Annotated in this window: 14 protein-coding genes; 5 read left to right on the top strand and 9 right to left on the bottom strand. The window is 63.1% G+C overall.

Translation table 11 applies throughout. The annotated features are described in order from the left end of the window. The first annotated feature begins 291 nt into the window (after window positions 1-291). Complete coding sequence (locus KVO92_RS00160; RefSeq protein ID WP_217475376.1) at window positions 292-1,470, top strand: NAD(P)-dependent oxidoreductase; 1,179 nt, start codon at window positions 292-294, stop codon at window positions 1,468-1,470. A 244-nt stretch (window positions 1,471-1,714) separates the two neighbouring features. Here KVO92_RS00160 and KVO92_RS00165 read toward each other — a convergent pair whose 3' ends face one another. The 9 genes from KVO92_RS00165 to KVO92_RS00205 all read right to left on the bottom strand — a co-directional run bounded on the left by KVO92_RS00165 (window position 1,715) and on the right by KVO92_RS00205 (window position 14,356). Then, window positions 1,715-3,010 (bottom strand): TRAP transporter large permease, encoded by a 1,296-nt coding sequence (locus tag KVO92_RS00165; RefSeq protein ID WP_217473648.1) that lies wholly within the window; start codon window positions 3,008-3,010, stop codon window positions 1,715-1,717. Next, window positions 3,000-3,476 carry a TRAP transporter small permease gene (locus KVO92_RS00170; RefSeq protein ID WP_217473649.1) on the bottom strand — a complete coding sequence of 159 codons (477 nt, stop codon included), beginning with the start codon at window positions 3,474-3,476 and terminating at the stop codon, window positions 3,000-3,002. The genes KVO92_RS00165 and KVO92_RS00170 overlap by 11 nt, the downstream gene beginning before the upstream one ends. Window positions 3,477-3,521: 45 nt before the next feature. Continuing rightward, the gene (locus KVO92_RS00175; RefSeq protein WP_217473650.1) at window positions 3,522-4,520 is read right to left on the bottom strand and encodes a DctP family TRAP transporter solute-binding subunit; all 999 of its coding nucleotides are present in this window, start codon (window positions 4,518-4,520) and stop codon (window positions 3,522-3,524) included. A gap of 449 nt (window positions 4,521-4,969) precedes the next feature. Further along, a complete protein-coding gene (locus KVO92_RS00180; RefSeq protein ID WP_336512591.1) occupies window positions 4,970-5,914 on the bottom strand; it encodes a WecB/TagA/CpsF family glycosyltransferase in 945 nt (314 codons plus the stop codon). A gap of 79 nt (window positions 5,915-5,993) precedes the next feature. Next, on the bottom strand, window positions 5,994-8,003 hold the full coding sequence (gene fhuB, locus KVO92_RS00185; protein WP_217473651.1) for a Fe(3+)-hydroxamate ABC transporter permease FhuB: 2,010 nt from the start codon (window positions 8,001-8,003) through the stop codon (window positions 5,994-5,996). After that, window positions 7,996-8,898 (bottom strand): ABC transporter substrate-binding protein, encoded by a 903-nt coding sequence (locus tag KVO92_RS00190; RefSeq protein WP_217473652.1) that lies wholly within the window; start codon window positions 8,896-8,898, stop codon window positions 7,996-7,998. The genes fhuB and KVO92_RS00190 overlap by 8 nt, the downstream gene beginning before the upstream one ends. 103 nt (window positions 8,899-9,001) lie before the next feature. Beyond that, entirely contained in the window at window positions 9,002-11,419 is a 2,418-nt protein-coding gene (locus KVO92_RS00195) for a TonB-dependent siderophore receptor (RefSeq protein WP_217473653.1), read from the bottom strand. 88 nt (window positions 11,420-11,507) lie between these two features. Continuing rightward, window positions 11,508-13,190 (bottom strand): cyclic peptide export ABC transporter, encoded by a 1,683-nt coding sequence (locus KVO92_RS00200; protein WP_217473655.1) that lies wholly within the window; start codon window positions 13,188-13,190, stop codon window positions 11,508-11,510. A gap of 149 nt (window positions 13,191-13,339) precedes the next feature. Then, a complete protein-coding gene (locus tag KVO92_RS00205) occupies window positions 13,340-14,356 on the bottom strand; it encodes a FecR family protein (protein ID WP_217473657.1) in 1,017 nt (338 codons plus the stop codon). 159 nt (window positions 14,357-14,515) lie between these two features. Between KVO92_RS00205 and KVO92_RS00210 the strand changes: the two genes are divergently transcribed. The 4 genes from KVO92_RS00210 (at window position 14,516) to fhuF (ending at window position 18,366) form a co-directional block, all read left to right on the top strand. Next, window positions 14,516-14,992, top strand: a complete 477-nt coding sequence (locus KVO92_RS00210) for a sigma-70 family RNA polymerase sigma factor (RefSeq protein ID WP_217473658.1) — start codon at window positions 14,516-14,518, stop codon at window positions 14,990-14,992. A gap of 180 nt (window positions 14,993-15,172) precedes the next feature. Further along, window positions 15,173-16,498: a lysine N(6)-hydroxylase/L-ornithine N(5)-oxygenase family protein gene (locus tag KVO92_RS00215; RefSeq protein ID WP_217473659.1), complete on the top strand. Its 1,326-nt coding sequence runs from the start codon at window positions 15,173-15,175 to the stop codon at window positions 16,496-16,498. A 103-nt stretch (window positions 16,499-16,601) separates the two neighbouring features. Continuing rightward, on the top strand, window positions 16,602-17,582 hold the full coding sequence (locus tag KVO92_RS00220) for a GNAT family N-acetyltransferase (RefSeq protein WP_217473661.1): 981 nt from the start codon (window positions 16,602-16,604) through the stop codon (window positions 17,580-17,582). Between the two features lie 31 nt (window positions 17,583-17,613). Beyond that, window positions 17,614-18,366 carry a siderophore-iron reductase FhuF gene (gene fhuF / locus KVO92_RS00225; RefSeq protein ID WP_217473663.1) on the top strand — a complete coding sequence of 251 codons (753 nt, stop codon included), beginning with the start codon at window positions 17,614-17,616 and terminating at the stop codon, window positions 18,364-18,366. Window position 18,367 lies beyond the last annotated feature (1 nt).

Genomic DNA, 18,367 nt, shown 5'->3' on the forward strand with positions numbered 1-18,367 from the left:
GGCGGTGCAATGCCGCCTCTTTCATGACTTTCATCTGGCGACAATAAAACAGCTTTTTCCTGCATTTTCTCAGCCACTAATCAATTGGCTGAATCCCGCCCTGAACGCTTAGCTTGGATACTGTCCGTCGCTCCATGAGCGCAGCGGGGCAGGCGATGGCGTTACGCCAGATTTTTTTAAATTGCTACAAAATCTTTTCCTGCCGCTGCGGTCTGAGCTTTCGTTGCCTATTGAATGGATTCGCTTATGTCTACCTCGCATATCAAGAAGATCGGTGTATCCGGCACAGGAATGATCGCCCACTGTTTCATCCGGCTGATCAAGCAGCACTATCAGGACCTGGAAATCACCCGCGTACTGACCCGCCGCCCGCTGAACTCCTTCAGTGACTTCCCCTTGGCCGATCGCCTGACCAACTCCATTGACCAGATGATCGACAACGCCGACTTGATCGTCGAATGCAGCGGTGATGTATTCCACGGCACGGAAGTCATCGAGCGAGCCTTCGAAGCCGGTCTGCCGGTCGTTACCGTCAATGCCGAGTTGCAAGTCACCACCGGCTCCTATCTTGCCGGCAAGGGATTCATCACCGAGGCGGAGGGAGACCAGCCGGGCTCGCTGGCGGCGCTGCATGAAGAGGCCTTGATGATGGGCTTCAAGCCGCTGGTCTACGGCAACATGAAAGGCTACCTGAACCACAACCCGACGCTCGAAGACATGACCTACTGGTCCAAGCGTCAGGGCATCAGCATCGACCAGACCACGTCCTTCACCGACGGCACCAAGGTGCAGATCGAACAGGTGATCGTCGGCAATGGTCTCGGTGCCACTATCACCCGACAAGGCCTCGAAGGCCTGGCCTCGACCAACCTGACCGAAACCGGCAACCTGCTGGGCATGATGGCTGAGCGCCTCGGGAAACCCTTCGTCGATTACGTCATCCCGTCCGGCTACCCGGCAGGCGGGGTGTTTCTCGTTTGCCGCCATGACGAGAGCCAGCAGGCGGCCATCGAGTACTTCAAGCTTGGCGCGGGCCCTTACTACACGCTGGTTCGCCCGTTTCATCTGTGCTCCCTGGAAGTCGGCAAGACCGTCAGGCGCGTGCTCAACGGCGGCGGCGTGTTGCTGAACAATTCGACCGCGCCGACATTGGGTGTGGGTGCTGTGGCCAAGCGCGCCATGCGTCCCGGTGAGCTTATCGAGCGTGGTATCGGCGGGTTCCAGTTCCGCGGTGAGGCGCTCAGGCTCGATCAGAATCCGGACCATGTGCCGATCGGCCTGCTGCGCAAGACGGCGCTCAAACGCGCGGTTGAGCCAGGCCAGCTGATCACCTTCGATGATGTCGACCTTCTGCCGAGCCGTGCGCTGGATATCGTCATGCAGCAGCGTACAGAGCGCCTAGCCGCTGCCGCTCGGACAGCCGCAACGAATAGCGTTGGGCCTGTCGAAATGGTCGCACTGGGCAGTTGATCACCGTGGTCCGGCGCCGGAGCGGGTTCGTTCCGGCGCCGTTGGGCCGTGACCAAGCGGTTACGACCGCACGCTCTCAGATGATGCGTAAGATGAATACGCCCGGCATGCCGGGCGTTTTTTTGCCGCGTTAGGCCGACGCTGCGCTGACGCGCCAATCGATTCAGGACGCTAACCCGCATCTGTGCGACGTCGGGTTCGCCGTCCCGTGTGCCTGGCCGCGCGACCAGGCATGAATCAGCCGTTAGACCGCATACCCCAGGACCCGTGGGAGCCACAGCGCGATTTCCGGGAACAGGGCAACCAATACCAGCGCACTGCTCATGACCAGCACGAAAAGCAGTGCCCAGCCGACCGTCTGCTCCAGGCGTATCCGCGCCACTTCGGCGGTAACCATCAGGTTGATCGCCACCGGCGGGGTGAATTGCCCGATGGCGATGTTCATCGCCAGCAGGATGCCGAACCACACCGGATTCCAGCCAAAGTGCTGCATGACCGGGATCAGGATCGGCATGAGGATGAGGTAGATCGAAATCGCATCCAGCAACATGCCGGCCAGCAGGACGGCGACCATCACCAGGAGCAGCAGTACTGCGCCATTGTCCGACAGCGAGATCAACCATTCGGCGAGATGGCGGAAGGTACCGAGCATCGTGCCGGCCCAGGCGAAAATGCCTGCCAACGCGATGATCAGCATGACGACCCCGGAGATCACGGCCGCCTCGCCGCAGAGGCGCCACAGATTGCGCCAGTCCAGCTCACGGGTGATGAACAGACCGACCAGCACACCATAGGTCACGCCGGCGACGGCCGCTTCGGTCGGCGTGAACAGGCCGCTGCGAAGGCCGCCAAGGATGAGTACAGGCGCGAACAACGCTGGCAGCGCTTGGCGGAAACTTTCACCCAGCGGAGGGCGCTCGGTGTGTTCCGGGTCTTCCCAGCCGTAACGGCGAGACAGCAGCCAGGCCGGCAGCAGCAAGACCAGCCCGGCGATGATGCCGGGAAACAGTCCGGCAGCGAACAGTGCGCGCAGGTCCACGCCAGGCACGACGATCGAGTAAAGAATCAACGCGATCGAAGGCGGGATCAAAATAGCGGTGGAGGCCGACGCTGCGATCAGCGTCGCCGAGAAGGGCTTTGGATAGCCGGCTCGGATCATGCTCGGCAGCATCACCATGGCCACCGCGGCGGCGTCCGCAGGGCCTGATCCGCTCATCCCGCCCATGATCAGGCAAACCAGTATCGCGACCATCGCCAACCCGCCATGGCGCGGCCCGATCACTGCCTGAGCGAAACGCACCAGGCGCAGCGCCACGCCGGATTTCTCGAATACCAGGCCGGTCAGGATGAAGAGGGGAATGGCGATCAGCGGGTACTTGGCGACCCCGTTGTAGGTATTGGTGCCGAGCGTCGCCAGCATGTCCGGCGTCAGCCCGACCAAGATGCCGATGGCGCCGGACAAGGCCAGCGAAAAAGCGACCGGAACGCCGATCAGCAGCATGAGCAAAAAGCTGGCGAGCATCCATGCATCAGGACTCATCAGGCAGGCTCCCTCGCAGGCGATCGAGTGTCATCTGGGTCAGCCGTACCGCCATCGCCAACCCCAACAGCGGCAGCCAGATCACGTACCACCAGTTCGGCAGGCCCAGGCCGGGCGACTCCGAATCCCATTGGTACTCCTCCAAAGCGAACTGCCCGCCGAACCAGATCACCAGGCCGAGCACCAGCATGCTGGCGATCCACTGCGTGACGATCAGCGGCGCGCGTAGCCGTGGGAACAGCCGCTCCATCAGGCCGATGCGAATGTGGCGATTGCTGCGGATGGCCACGCTTGCCCCGGCAAAGGTCAGGAGGACCAGCAAGAAGACGGAAAACTCTTCGGTAAAGGCAAAGGAGGCGTCAGTGAAATAGCGGACCACTACGTTGGCCAGGCTGATCAGGCCGATGATCACCAGCGCCAGCGTGGCCAGCACGCGCTCGAGGCGCGCGTCCTGTCGATTGTTCATGGTTTCCTCAAAACCGGCGGCGCGGCGCCGCCGGGCAGAACGGTTTTACTGGGCGTTGATGGCGCTGCGGGCAGCTTCGACCAGTTCGGCGCCAATCTTCGGCGTCCAGCTTTGCTGAACGCTGTGGGTCGCTTGCACGAAGGCCTCGTGCTCTTGTTCGGTCAATTCGACCACCTCTACGCCGCGGGCGCGGATGTCTTCCAGCCGCTTGGCTTCGGCGCTACGCGAGAGTTCGATCTCCCATTTGCCCGCATCGATCGCCGCCTGGCGGAGCAGTTCGCGGTCAGCTTCCGGCAACTGCTTCCACACGCGTTGGTTCACCGCGAAGATCAGCGGGTCGGCCATGTAATGCCAGAGCGTCAGGTGCTTCTGGCCGACCTGATCGACTCGAGCGACGTCGAACACCGACAAGGGGTTTTCCTGGCCATCGACGGCACCGGTGGTCAACGCCGGCTTGGCATCGGCCCAGCTCATCTGGGTGGGATTGGCGCCCAGGGCGGTGAAGGTGTCCTGGAACAACGGCGAGCCGACCACCCGGATCTTCAGGCCTGACAGGTCCTCAGGGGTCCGTATCGGCTTGACGGAGTTGGACAGCTCGCGGAAACCATTCTCCCCCCATGCCAGCGGGACGATGCCACGCTTCTCAATCGCTTCGAATGCCTGCTTGCCCGCCTCACCCTGGGTAATGGCGTCGAGGTCGGCGCTGTCGGCCATCAGGAACGGCAGCGAGAACAGATTCAGCTCCGGCACCTGCGGCGACCAGTTGATGGTCGAGCCGACTGCCATGTCGATCAGCCCTGAGCGCATGGCCGAGAATTCTTTGGTCTGGTCGCCGGCGACCAGTTGGGCATTGGGGTAGACACGCAGCGTGATTTCGCCCTTGGAGCGTTCCTCGACCAGATCGGCCCATTTCTGCGCGGCCTGACCCCAGGGGAAGGCGTCGGAGAGCACGGTGGAGACGGAGTATTCGCGGGCCGCGGCGGAGAAGCTCGCGGACAGTGTGGCGGCGACGGCCAGCGCGGTGAAGCAACGGGTCAGTTTCATGGGGCGTCCTTGTTCGGATCGGTCTTTTGGTTGTTATCGGCGAACGGCCGGGCGCTGACGGGGCAGCGGCGGGCTCGGCGATGGCGGGTTGGCCATCGGGACGCGCGGGTAGCGCGCAAACGGGACGCGGCAGATTGCGCAAGGGTACTGGCAGCAAAGCGCCTATCGCGTCACGAGCACCAAATGCCTTGTGGGCAAGGGTGTGCCAGCCGCAACGCGACTGGTCGTACAACTATCGCAGAAGGTGCCAGCGAGTGCTATTGCCGGTTGCCGGCAACGCCATGGGCCAGATGCCCAGCGCCGCTCGTCGAGACACTGCCAACGCAGGCCAGGCGCTGTTCCGGGGGCCGCAGGCGGCACTCGGCCGCCTGGTCGAGGATTGGTCTGGCCCGTCCTCGGATTCGCTTGAACGTGCCCGCGGCTGGCGTCCGAGCGCGAACGATTGATCGCTAGCGCAGCTGACGGACGATGATCGGGACGATGCGAATCGCGTCCGTCACGTAGCGTTTCGCCAGCCGTCTGGGTTCCGTGCACATGCGATGCAACCATTCGAGCGACATGCGCTGCATCCATTTCGGGGCACGCTTGACCCTGCCGGACAGGAAATTGATCGACGCACCCACGCAAAGTCCGACGCCCTTTGCGCCTCCGTTTGCATGAATCAGCTGGCCGAGCAGTTCCTGGCGCGGGCACCCGACCGCAAGCACGACGAGGTGCGCAGGGTGAGTGGTCACGAAATCCAGGCACGCTTGAATGAGTTCCGGACGATCCCAGAACCCCATGGGTGGGTTGTGATGGAAGAAGGTCACATGCGGGTATCGCCGGCGCATCGTCCTTATTTCCGCGGCTTCATTGCCGATGACGGTGACCGACCATCTCCTGGCCTCGGCAATGCTCATGAGCTCTTCGGTCAGACTGCTGCCAGGAATGACCTCGCGCACGGGGATGCGCATGAGCTTCATCAGGCCCTGCAAGACCTGGCTATCGCAGATCCGGTGGCTGGCGTTGGCATAAGCACTGCGCAGCGCCGGGTCGTCCTGGAGCTTGACCACATGGTTGACGTTTGGCGTAACGATATAGCTGAACTCACTGTCGCTCGCGTCGATGATCTGCGAGACGAGTGCCGCATGTGATCCATTGTAGAAGTCGATATCGAATACCCTGAGCGTGCTTTGTCTTTCATGGCAACAGGACGATCCGTCGTCTGCACGAGGCTCATTCCATCGCGAGTGTTTTGGCAAAACGTTGCCTCCCGATCGGCATATTGGCGTGCGTTCAAGTTGAAAACAGCAGGGCCGCTGCGGTTTCCGTTGTCCTTGAACTGAGCCCAGCCGGACGCAGAGGTTCGAGCGAGACGCCGAAAGGTCGATGGAGATCGAACCGGCATCGGACACGCTCAGGCGTGTCTTCGGGCGGTTCGGATCATCCTTCTCGGGCGGAGCTGGCGTGCTCTCGACTTGCCGCCGCTCGGGTTCAACCCCGTTCGCGACGCATCAGCCAGAGGAAATATGGACAGCCGATGAATGCGGCCAGCAGCCCCGCGGAGACGGGCCAGGGGTAGGCGATGCTGCGTCCCAGCCAGTCGGCTATCAGCATGATCGATCCCCCGATCAACGCGGCAAGCGATAGCTGTGGCACGGCGTGGCGGATGCCGAGCTGACGGACGATGTGAGGCGCGATCAACCCGACGAAGCTGAGCGGGCCGACGATTAGCGTCCCGGCGGCAGTCAACAACGCCGCAAGCATCAGGATCGTCAGTTGGCTCAGACGCAGGCGCAGCCCCAGGGCCGAGGCCGGTCCCGTCCCTAACGTCAGCAACTCGAGCGGCCGCGCCAGCAGCAGACTTGACGGAAGCAGCAGGCCGGCAACACCTAGCGCCACCCATGCCCGTGTCTCATCGACATGGTAGGTCGAACCGGTCATCCAGCTCATCAGCATGGTCATGCGCGGATCGCCGCTGGCCATCATCAGCGTGCTCAGCGAGCCGAGCAGGGTGGTCAGGCAGACCCCGGTGAGCAGCATGCGCTCGGCGCTGAAGGCGCTGCGCCAGCCGAGCCACAGCAGCAAGCCGAGCGTAAGCAGGGCGCCAACACTCGCGGCCGGCAGCATCAGCGGTTCCGGCCGGCTCGCCACGAGAAACAGGATCAGCACCGCCAGCGCGGCGCCGGAACTGGCTCCGAGCACTTCCGGGCTGGCCATGGGATTACCGGTCAGGCGCTGAACCAAGAGGCCGGCGGCCGCCAGCATGGCACCGGCTGCAATCGCCGCCACGACGCGAGGCAGCCGCCATTGCAGTACCGGCTGCAACTGGTCGAGCGAACTCCATTGCCAGCCGTCCGCCACCGGCGCCAGGAATAGCGCGACCGGCAGTAGCAGGAGCAACAACAAAGCGACACCCACGATCGCCCGCCTGGAGGACACCGCACGGCCGCCGCTGCTGGCGCGTGCCGGACGAATACCGCCGGCACGCTGGCGGCTCAGCAGCCAGAGCAGCAGGGGCACGCTGAAAACGGAGGTGAGGATGCCGGCTGGAACTTCTCCAACGAAACGCGAGATTTCCCGGGCGCTCTGATCGACCAGGCAGAGCAGCACGGCACCCAGTAGCGGCGCCCAGATCAGCCGCTGGCGCAGGGTGCGGGCACCGGTCAGACGCGCGATGGCCGGCGCGGCGAGCCCGACGAACCCGATGATGCCGACGCAACTGGTGACGAAGGCGCTCAGCGCCACCGCGCTGAGCAATGCCAGGCTGCGCGTGGTGCGCAGCGAGACGCCAAGGCTGGAAGCGCTCTCGTCTTCAAGGCCGAGCGCCGCCAGCGGGCGCAGCAAGAGCCCGGCGAGCAGTGCCGCGCCAAGCAGGCGAGGCAGCAGATAGGTGACGCCGTCCCAGCCGCTCTGGTTCAGTGAGCCGGCCTGCCAGAGCAGCAAGTCGATCAGGTAGTCGTGATTGAACAGCACGAGCAACGCGTTGATGGCGTTGCAGTAGAGGCTGATCACCATGCCGGCAAGGATGAAGCGCAATGGCGAAAGCGTCCGTCCCCAGGCAATGGAGAACAAAGCCAGCGTTGCCAGCCCGGCCCCCAGCAGCGTGGCCCATTCGACACCGAAGCGGGCCAGCAGCCCAGGCGCGCCGATGGTGAACACCGACAGCGCCAGATTGGCGCCGCCCGCAACCCCGAGCGTCACCGGCTCGGCGAGCGGGTTGCGCAGCACCTGCTGGAACAGCGTGCCGGCCAGCCCCAGGGCGGCGCCGGCCAACAGGCTGACCAGCAGCCGAGGCGCGAAGCTGTAGTGCAGCATGACCTGACGCGAATCGTCGAGATCCGGGTTCCACAGTGCTTGCCACCAGACCTCCCGGGGAAGCAGCCCTTGCAGGCCGTGGACCGCCAGGGACAGGGCGACCAACCCGAGCGCCAGGACCCAGGGCAGCGGGTTGCGGTAGGACTCGCCACGTCCGGCGGGCAAGGCGGTGAGGGAATCAGACATGCGGATCGCTCTTCAAGAGGTAGTCGGCGATGCGTTCGGCCAGGCTCAGAGCGGAGGCAACGCCACCGTAGGGGTAGAACTTGCCGAGAGGCTGGCTCTGGCCGTTACGCACGGACGGCAGGTTGTCCCATAACGCGTTGGGCTGGCGCAGGCTCTGCAGACGCGCCGAGGTGGTCGGGATCTCGATGTAGAGCAGGTGGGTATTGGGCGTTTCGGCGAGCCGCTCAACCCCGGTCAGGCTGAAACCCATGGCATTGCTCGGACCCTGCCAGGCATTGACCAGCCCGAGCCGATCGAGCACATCCTGGGCCATGCTGTGCCGGCCATAGACCGTCGCGTGGCGGCCATCCTGGTTGAGCACCGCGATACACAAAGGCGGCTGCGGGCGGCTTGCCAATTGCTTGGCCAACGCCTCGAGACGCTCATTGGCCATCTGCAGATAGGCCACGGCACGCGGCTCCAGGTCCAGGCGTTCGGCGAGCCGCAATGTGAATATGCTGGCGCTGTGCCAGACACCTTGCTCGGTGGGGTAGATGTCTACCACCTCGGTGGGTGCAATGCTGCGTAGCGCACGGTCGACCGTAGGGGGCAGCGGATCGCAGAGGATCAGTTCTGGCTTCAGTTGCTGGAGCAGCTCCAGGTTCGGCTCCCAGTAGGGGCCGATATCCAGCACCGGCGGCTTCACCGACCAGGTCGGCATTCGCCGGTTGTAGTAGCCGACATCGGAGATGGCCAGCGGGGCGACACCGAGGGTGAGCAGGGTTTCCGCCGCGGCCCAGTTGATCGCGACGACGCGCCGCAGGGGTTCGGCCCTGATGCGCAGCGGCAGCCCGGCCGCCAGCGCCAACCCTCCCATGCCGAGCTGGCCGAGCAGTTGGCGGCGACTCAGTGACATGCGGGACTCCAGTGTTTCGAAAGCAGCATGACGGCTCCGGAAATGCGTCGGGCCCCTCGCTGAGGGGCCCGGGATGGTGGGCAATCGGTAGTACGCGGAGGGGTTACCAGGCGTACTTCACGCTAGCCATGAGGTTGCGCTCCAGACCCGGATAGCAGCTGGTCGCCGAATCGCAGGTGGCGGTGTAGTCCTCGTTCAGCAGGTTCTGTGCGTACAGCCCCAGGGTGACCTGTGGGGTTAACGCGTAGCTGGCCGAGGCATCGAACAGGGTGTAGCTGTCGGCGCCGAAGGTGTTGGCGCTGTTGCCGTACATCGAGCCGACATAGCGGGCACCGCCGCCAAGGGTCAGGCCGTGCAGCGTGCCGTCGGTGAAGCTGTAGTTAACCCAGGCCGAGGCCATATGCTCCGGCACGTTGGCCGGGCGGTTCCCCTGATTGCCATCGTTACTGCGAGTAATCTCGGCTTTGGTGTAGGTATAGGAAGCCAGCACATCCCAATGCTCGCCCAACTTGGCGCGGGCTTCCGCCTCGATGCCTCGTGAGCGCTGCTTGCCTTCGGCGACGTTGAAGCCGGTTGTGGCACCGCTGCTGTCACGCTCTGCGGTCAGCACGTTGGTCTTGATCAGGTCGAAGGCCGCCAGGGTTAGCAGCAGATCATCATGCGGCTGGTATTTCACCCCGGCTTCCCACTGGTTGGCCTCGCTCGGATCGAAGGTACGGCTCAATCGATCCACCCCGCTGTTGGGGGCGAAGGATTCGGCGTAGCTGATATAGGGGGCCAGGCCGAAGTCGGTCAGGTAGGTCAAGCCGACGCGACCAGTAAAGGCGTCGTCCTTCTGGTTTGTCGATGCGCCGACGTTGTTGTCGAAGTCGTTGCGCACACGGTCGTGACGGCCGCCAAGGGTCAGCAACCAGTTGTTGTCGAGGTGAATCTGATCCTGTACGTAGGCGCCGAGCTGCTCGATGGTTTGGTCGTAGTCTGCTCGAGTCTGGGTCAGGGGATTGCCCGGCTCTGGCGTCGGAATCGGCTGCCCATAAATTGGGTTGTTTACGCTCAGCGGCGGAGTCTGCCCACCGAAGCCCAGCGGCAGGTTGCGATAGAACTTGATATCGGCGTCCTGCCAGCTGTAATCGATGCCGGTCAGCAGAGTATGGCGGATCGTACCGGTGGCGAAATCGACCTGCAGCTGGTTGTCCACGGCGAAGGTGTCCAGGTGCTGCTGGCGCCGGTCTGCCGCGCGAATCACGGTGCCGCTGGCGGTATCAACGAGTGCGGGTAGCAGGTTGTTGAAGGTCAGATCAACCTGACCGTAGCGCAGGTTTTGGCGGAACTCCAAGGCATCGTTGAAGCGGTGACGGAACTCATAGCCGAGGCTGTACTGGTCCTGGTCGAAGTGGTTGAAGCTGTGGTCGCCCAGCAGGGTGTCGGTGGTGTGGCCGTTGGGCTTGGTGTAGACGAACAGGCTGCCGCCGTTGCGATCACGGAGGAAATCGGTGAGCAGGGTCAGGCTGGTGTCTTCGTCAGGCGCCCAAGTAAAGGACGGCGCGATGTACTGGCGGTCGTCTTCCAGCTCGTGGCCATCGTCGTATTCGACCTGAGTGTTTGCATCGCGATATAAGCCGACGACCCGGTAAAGGAATTGGTTCTGCTCGTCGAGGGCACCACCGACGTCGAACTGACCTTGGCGGCGGTCATGACTGCCGGCCGTGAGCTGCACCTCATTGAGTTGTTTTGCCGTCGGCCTCTTGCTTACCCGGTTGATCACGCCGCCAGCATCGCCCTGGCCAAACAGTGTCGAGGCCGGGCCGCGAACCACATCGATACGTTCCAGGGCATAGGGCTCACTGCGGAACAGCGCATAGTCGTTGTTCTGCTGGCGCAGGCCGTTGAGGTAGTCGCTGGTGCTCTGACCGTTGAAGCCACGGATGAACAGCCAGTCGTAGCCTTTAGGATCCAGGCCATAGGTTTCCACCTTGACCCCGGGTACGTAGCGCAGCGCTTCGGTGACGGTCTGTGCGCCCTGAGTCTCGAGCTGGGCGCGGGTGATTACCGAGACCGACTGGGGGATCTCGAGGATCGGCGTGTCGGTCTTGCTGCCGCTGTTCGACATCTTCGGCACGAAGCTGTCGTGACCTTCGATGACGCCTTCGACTACCGTTTCGGGCATGACCAGAGGGGCGGTATCGCTGGTTTCGTCAGCCATCAGAGACACCCGGTTACCGTCGATCCGGTAGCGAATGCCTGTATCACGGAGCAAGGTTTCCAGTGCCTCGGTCGGCTCCATCTCGCCGCGGACGCCGGAGGTGCGCAGATTCTGTACCTGAGCCTGATTGAAGAGAATCTGCAGGTCGGTCTGTGCACCCAGGTTTGTCAGCGCAGACGCCAAGGGTTGAGCGGGAACATCGATACTGACCGGCGCGGCGAAGGCGCCGGTGGCGCTCAATGTCAGCCCAATCGCGGCGGCACGGACAATCGCGGCCAGTGGCTTTTTGCGATGCGAAGCGCTGAGAGACCGTTTCACTGTGTAGCTCCTTGGATAGAAGTGTTGTTAAGAACGATTTAGATTTATATGACGCAGCAGCAATCAAAAACCGGAAAAAATAGTTGTCTCAATGCACCGCAGCGTCGTGCGGCTGCGTGTGGCGCGGGTTTTCGCGAATTTCCGTGATGCGCCCCGCGCTCATTCTCAGCAGGCGGTCGGCCACATCGAAATACCGATCGTCGTGAGAAATCACGATCAGCGTGCGGCCCTGGGCGCGCAGTTCCGGCAGCAACTCGGTGTAGAAGATGCGCCGGAATTCCGGGTCCTGGTCGGCCGCCCATTCGTCGAACACCAGCACTGGGCGTTTTTCCAGCCAGGCCTGGACCAGGGCCAGACGCTTGCGCTGGCCGGTGGAGAGGTCGATGGTGGAGTAGTTATGCCCGTCCAGCGTGACCTTGTGGGCGATCTCCAGACGCTCCAGGTAGCGACTGGCTTCGACGGGAATGTCCTCGCTTTCCTTGAGCAGGTCTTCGAAGAGGAAATAGTCCGCAAAAATCGTGGTGAACAGCTGGCGATAGTCGTCGCGGTTGCGGTCCGTCACCGGCTGGCCGTTGATCCTCAGCTCGCCGCCCTGGGGCACATAGAGGCCGAGCAGTAGCTTGATCAGCGTGGTTTTCCCGCAGCCGTTCTCGCCGGCAATGAAGAGGATTTCCCCCGGGCGCACGGTCAGGTCCAGCGGGCCGACACCAAAGCCTTGGCTGCCGTCTTCGGTGGGGTAGTGGTAGTGCAGGCCGCGCAGCTCGATCCCGTTCATGGGCAGCGCGGGGCGACCATCGTCACGCAGCAGCAGGTTGGGTTCCGGGGACGAGAAGCGCACCGATAGCTCGGCGATGCGGCGGAAGGCGACCTGCGCGCGGCTGACGATGGGCAGTTGCCCGATCAGGTGTTCCAGCGGGCCTTTCATGTACAGCAGCACGAGGATGAAACCGCTCAGGGTGGCCTTGTCGGTGCTCGGCCAGATCGTCTGGTACGCCAGCGCGACACCGATGACGATAAAGAACAGCGTCGAGCCGAAGCCTTTGGCGATCACGAACAGGTTGATCGAGCTGACCTGGATGTCGCAGATGCGGTCAGCAGTGCCCTGCAAGCGCTCGCTGTAGTGCTGGAAACGGCGTGGGCGGCTGATGCGCAGTTCTTTCGCACCTTCGGCCATGGCGCGGTAGTGCTTCTGCAGTTCATCTTCTTCGTCGCGGGCTTCGAAGAAGCCGCGAATACCCTTGCTGCGCGCGACGTACTGCACAGCGCTGCCGATCACGATGGCCAGTGCGGTCGCAAGAAACATCGGCAGCGACAGCGAGGCCAGGTAGCCCAGGCAGCCGATGCTGACGGTGAAGGACACGGCCAATGGTGCGAAGGCGAAGGCGAAGTCGCTGATGGTGTCGATGTCGTGGGTCAGCACCGGAATCAGACGGTGGCTGCGGTAGCGCTCGATCTGATCGATTGGCGCGGAGATGATCTTGCTGCCGAGATCCTTGCGCAGCCGGGCGATGACGTGTTGCCCGACATAGTTGGTGCCGATATCGGACACGACCGAGCCCAGCAGCGCCATCAGGCACAGGCCGGCGAAGCCCAGCAGCAGGCCGCTTTGCAGGCCATCGTCCGAATGCAGACTGTAGTTGATCGTGGCCAGCAGGGCAGTGATGCTGGCGCCACCGAGCATACCGAGCAGCGTGGCGCCGAACAGTTGCGGGCCGAATGGCCGAAGGAGCCGGAAAAGTTCGCGGAGCGTGCTGTTCGTGGATGTCTGCATCGTGGGGTCCTAACAGGAAGTCGCGGGCGAATCGCTACCGGCCAGCGGCGGTAAATCCGAATCGTTCCTGTTAAGACGGATGAGGCGGCAAAAAACTGAATAAAAAAATCAGCTTCTTGCGTCAGCCTTGTGCTGATGAGCGAAGGCGCTCAGAGCGCCTTTTTGCGACTCATCAGGACGGTGCTGTCGCCGCGCTGCGTGAGCTCAATCGGCAGAACGACCGGCAGCGAATCGATCAACGCCCGCAGGTCGTTGGTCTGGTAAACGCCGCCGATGCGCATCGCGCCCGCTTCGTCATCGCCGAGGCGAACCGGTTTCTCCAGGTAGCGATTGATCAGCGGAAGGGCGCTGCTCAATGGCAGGTCGTCCAGCACCAGCTTGCCCTGAATCCAGGCGATGGCGCCTGCCGGCGTCACCTGCTCCACCTCGATTCGCCTGCTGACCTGACTGTAGCGGGCCTGCATGCCAGGCATCAGTTGGGCGCTGTTGCCGCTCACGCCTTCGGGCGGGCTGACGGTCACCGAGCCGTCCAGCAGCGTGACGAGCAACTGCTGCGGGTTGGTCCAGACGTTGAAGCGGGTGCCGGTCACGCGCACCTGGCCGTTGTCGGTGTGCACGGTGAAAGGCTGTGATCGGTCGTGGCGGACCTCGAAGAAGGCTTCGCCACCGCCGTTCAACCAGGCACTTCGACGGTCGCGATAACTGGCGAAAATCAGCCGGGTATGGCTGTTGAGCTGGACTTGCGAATGATCGGCCAGTTCGACCTTGCGCGGCGCGTTTTCAGCGGCGTAATAGCCTATCCGTGACGGCAGCATACCCACCGACCAACCGGCCGACCACAGCGTGCCGACGGCAACTACCAGCACCGCGGCAGCCGCGGCGACGCGCCCCAGGCGGTGCCGGCCGCGCGGGCGGATGGGCGGGTGGATGTGCGCTACGGTCGAGGACGCAGCGGCTGACGGGTTGGGTTGCTTCAGATTCTCGGCCAACTGCCAGATGCTCAGCATCGCATCGTACTCGGCGCGGTGGCGCGGGTCTTCTGCGAGCCAACGGACGAAGTCCCGGCGGTCTTCCACCGAGCAGTCCTGGTCGTGCATACGCGTGCACCAGAGTGCGGCTTCGGCGCTCAGGCGATCATGGTCAGAGGGGGGCGGTTTGCCAGTCATTCGAGGAATCCGGAAGCGTTAGCACGCTTTCATTTCAAAAAAATGCGAGTGATTATAAGTATGGGGTGACATGGACTGCCAGCATGCATCCGCACGTTGTGTCTCGCCCGGATACCTGCATGGTGCGGTTTCAGGCGGGAACGCCGAAGGGAAGCCGCTGTGATCCACCATTATCAGGAAATCATCCACTACCTCAGTCGGCGGCTTGGCGATCGTCAGGCTGCCACCGATTTGGCGCACGATGCCTTTGTGCGCCTGCTCGATCGCAGGGCGGAGAGCGATATCGAGCAGCCTCGCGCCTTTCTCTTCAAGACCGCCACCAACCTCAGCATCGACCTGCATCGCCGCGCCCGGGTGCGACGTAGCGAACCGCTCGACAGCCTCGATCACGAGCAGTGTCTGGACGAGCACGATCCCGAAGAGCATGCCATTCAGGCCCAGCAGTTGATGCTGCTGCGCCGGGCGCTGGACGAATTGCCGGCGGCGTGTCGCGAGGCGTTTCTGTTGCGCAAGGTGGAAGGCTGCTCTCACGCGGAAATCGCTGAACGCCTTTGCTTGTCCCGGGACATGGTGGAGAAGCACATCGTAAATGCAATGAAGCATTGTCGCGTCCGCCTGCTCAGTTGGACCCGCTGATCGTCGGCATTCGTTCGGGCCAACGTGCTGTGAATGAGAATGATTCTAAATTTCTCGGTCGCTGCCTCGTCTTCTCTTCAAAGCCGCTTTCACCCCGTCGGCATGACGGCGGAGGCGTGCTTCCGGTGGTCGGCGCGTATGCGTCGGTCCGTGGTAAACGGCTAGAGGACACAGGCACCCATGACTCAATTGATCGCTCCAACGTATGACGTGCTGGGCATCGGCTTCGGCCCCTCCAATCTGGCGCTGGCCATCGCCTTGCAGGAGCAGACCCAGCGCCAGAAGCGCGATTGCCACATGCTGTTTCTCGACAAGCAGCAGGATTATCGCTGGCATGGCAATACCCTGGTGGCGCAGAGCGAACTGCAGATTTCCTTTCTCAAGGATCTGGTGACGCTGCGCAATCCCACCAGCCCCTACAGCTTCGTCAACTACCTGCACGAGCAGGGCAGGCTGATCGATTTCATCAACCTGGGCACCTTTTATCCCTGCCGTCTCGAGTACAACGACTACCTGCGCTGGGTGGGACGCCAGTTCGCTGACCAGTGCGCCTATGGCGAGACGGTGAAGCGTGTCGAGCCCGTATCCAGTGCCCAGGGCATCGATCGGCTCAAGGTAATCTCGACCGATGCCCAGGGGCGTGAGCATTTTCGTCTGGCGCGTTCCATCGTGCTCAGTACCGGCGGCACGCCGCGTATTCCCGAGGCCTTTGCGCCGTTGCGTAGCGACTCCCGAGTTTTCCACCATTCGCGTTATCTGGAGTGCATGGCCCAGCAACGCTGCACCCGGCACGAGCCGATGCGCATCGCAGTGGTGGGCGGCGGTCAGAGTGCGGCCGAAGCCTTCATCGATCTGAACGACAGCTTCCCGTCCGTGCAGGTGGACATGATCCTGCGTGCCGCCGTCCTGAAGCCGGCTGATGACAGTCCTTTCGTCAACGAGATTTTCGCGCCGAACTACACCGACCTGGTGTTCAACGAGCCGGAAAGCGAGCGCGAGAAGCTGATTCAGGAGTATCACAACACCAACTATTCGGTGGTCGATCTCGACCTGATCGAGCGCATCTATGGCATTTTCTATCGCCAGAAGGTCGCCAATGACGCCCGTCACAGCTTCCTCTGTCGTCGGTCGGTAGAGGCGGCCCGCGCCGATGCGAACGGTGTCGAGCTGACCCTGTGCGACAGCGCCACCGGCATGGTGGAGAGCCGTCGCTACGATGCGGTCATTCTGGCCACCGGCTACGAACGCACCTCGCACCGCGAGCTGCTGGCGCCGTTGCAGGAGTATCTGGGTGACTTCAGCGTCGGGCGCGATTACCGGGTTCAAGCCGACGACCGCTTGCGTGCCGGCATCTATCTGCAAGGGTTCAGCCAGGACAGCCACGGCCTCAGCGATACCTTGCTGTCGGTACTGCCGATGCGTGCCGAGGAGATCGCCGCTTCGCTGTTGGACAACCTGCCGGCGGTCGCAACGGTGCCGCATGCCCGCACCGCGGAAAGTGCCTGAGTATCGCTGACCGCGTTGGCGATTCGAGTCGTTCGGTTGATTTTCACCGAGCGACTAATTTTTTCGGGTGCTCGTTCGTCTTGGGTTTTTCGAGGTAATAAACATGACCGGTTGCACCATCCCTTTGCCTGATGGCCGGCAGTTGCTCGTCGATGGCGGCGATCACGCGCTGAGCCTGCTGGTCGACGATCAAATGCTGGGCCGAGCCGAGCGTCAGGGCGATTCCTGGCGACTGTCGGCCGTCGACATGCGCCAGGCGGTCTGGCTGTTGGCCTACCAGGCGTTTGCCAGTGACCCGTTGTGCCAGCGGCTGGCGCTGAGCCTGGACGAGTGCCCGGCGGAGCTGGTGCACAGCGGCCTGCTCAACCGGGACTCGAGCGGCGCCTGGCAGGTGGAGCGGGCGACGTTCTGGCAATTGCCGACACCCTGGCGTCCTGGTCCGGCCAGCGAAGGCTATCCGCAGCGCCTGCGCGTCACCGAGGGCAAGCGCCATCCGTTGCGCCCGCCAAAGCCGAGCGGCGAGCTGTACCGTCGTTTCGATGTGCGGCTGGGCAGCTGGATCTCGTTTCGTGCCCTGGAAGTCGATACCGATCTGCAGCGCTTCAATCGCTGGCAGAATCAGCCACGGGTCGCGGCATTCTGGCAGGAGGAGGGCAGTCTCGAGCAGCATCGGCAGTACCTGGAAAAGCTTGCGGCCGACCCCCATACGCTGGCCCTCATTGGCTGCTTCGATGGTGAGCCGTTCGGCTACTTCGAGGCCTACTGGGCCAAGGAGGACCGCATCGCGCCGTTCTACTCCGCCGATGACTACGACCGGGGTATCCACATGCTGGTAGGAGAGGATGCGCACCGCGGTCCGCACAAGGTGGAAAGCTGGCTGCCGGCGCTGGTTCACTACCTGTTGCTGGACGAGCCACGTACCCAGCGCATCGTGGCTGAGCCGCGCGCCGACAACGCCCGGATGATCGGGCATATGCAGCGCCTGGGTTTCTGGCTGGAAAAGGAGTTCGACTTTCCGCACAAGCGTGCCGCGCTGATGGTGCAAAGCCGCGAGCGCTTCTTCGAGCGATGCCGGTTGTGCTGAGTTGCACGCCGTGCGATGACCGGGAGCGGCGATGATCACCGCCCTCGCGCCGCTGTATGTCGGCGAGTTCGCCAGCTACCGGGATGTCCTGACGACTCGGGACGATGCGCGTCCGTCGATACCGGCGTCCCAGTTGCTGCAACCGGCTCGGCTCGAGGCGATCTTCCAGCGTTTCGACCCGTTGCATACCGGGCAGGACCGTCGTGCGCTGGCTTCCCAATGGTCCAAGTACTACCTGGTGCGGCTGATTCCGCCAGTGGTGGCCGCCGCCCTGGTGCTCAATTGGCGTCTGCCGCTGGCTTTCGACAGCGTCGAGGTGGTGCTGGACGAGCAGGGGTTGCCGCAGGCCTTCAAGCTGCCCGATGACGGTGGGCCGTTCAGTGCGCCGCCGGGTGATCCGTTCCAGCGTTTCGGCGAGCTGATCGACGCCAATCTGCAGCCCTTCATCCAGGGGCTGGCATCGGAGGTACGGCTGTCGCCCAAGGTGCTGTGGAGCAGCGCGGGCAATTATCTGGAGTGGTTCCTCGGCGAGATGGCCAAGGCGTTGCCGGGCGTGGCGCTCACCCATGGCCATGAACTGCTGACCAGCGAGCGCCGCCCCGATGGACGCCGCAATCCGCTGTTCCGGCCTGTGCGTTACGTGGAGGTCAGCCCGGCGCTGCGTCCGGACGGTCTCTGGCGTCAGCGTCGGGTCTGCTGCATTCGTTACCGGCTGGAGCATTTCGAGCACTGCGACAACTGTCCGCTGCTGGACCAGCCGCCAGCCTATGTGAGCGATCTGTAGT

This window comes from Stutzerimonas stutzeri, from assembly GCF_019090095.1.
GTDB lineage: Bacteria > Pseudomonadota > Gammaproteobacteria > Pseudomonadales > Pseudomonadaceae > Stutzerimonas > Stutzerimonas stutzeri_AN.

Coding starts and splice junctions, on each gene's coding strand:
- KVO92_RS00160 (WP_217475376.1), top strand. CDS start 292: ATGATCGCCCACTGTTTCATCCGGCTGATCAAGCAGCACTATCAGGAC.
- KVO92_RS00165 (WP_217473648.1), bottom strand. CDS start 3,010: ATGAGTCCTGATGCATGGATGCTCGCCAGCTTTTTGCTCATGCTGCTG.
- KVO92_RS00170 (WP_217473649.1), bottom strand. CDS start 3,476: ATGAACAATCGACAGGACGCGCGCCTCGAGCGCGTGCTGGCCACGCTG.
- KVO92_RS00175 (WP_217473650.1), bottom strand. CDS start 4,520: ATGAAACTGACCCGTTGCTTCACCGCGCTGGCCGTCGCCGCCACACTG.
- fhuB (WP_217473651.1), bottom strand. CDS start 8,003: ATGTCTGATTCCCTCACCGCCTTGCCCGCCGGACGTGGCGAGTCCTAC.
- KVO92_RS00190 (WP_217473652.1), bottom strand. CDS start 8,898: ATGTCACTGAGTCGCCGCCAACTGCTCGGCCAGCTCGGCATGGGAGGG.
- KVO92_RS00200 (WP_217473655.1), bottom strand. CDS start 13,190: ATGCAGACATCCACGAACAGCACGCTCCGCGAACTTTTCCGGCTCCTT.
- KVO92_RS00205 (WP_217473657.1), bottom strand. CDS start 14,356: ATGACTGGCAAACCGCCCCCCTCTGACCATGATCGCCTGAGCGCCGAA.
- KVO92_RS00215 (WP_217473659.1), top strand. CDS start 15,173: ATGACTCAATTGATCGCTCCAACGTATGACGTGCTGGGCATCGGCTTC.
- KVO92_RS00220 (WP_217473661.1), top strand. CDS start 16,602: ATGACCGGTTGCACCATCCCTTTGCCTGATGGCCGGCAGTTGCTCGTC.
- fhuF (WP_217473663.1), top strand. CDS start 17,614: ATGATCACCGCCCTCGCGCCGCTGTATGTCGGCGAGTTCGCCAGCTAC.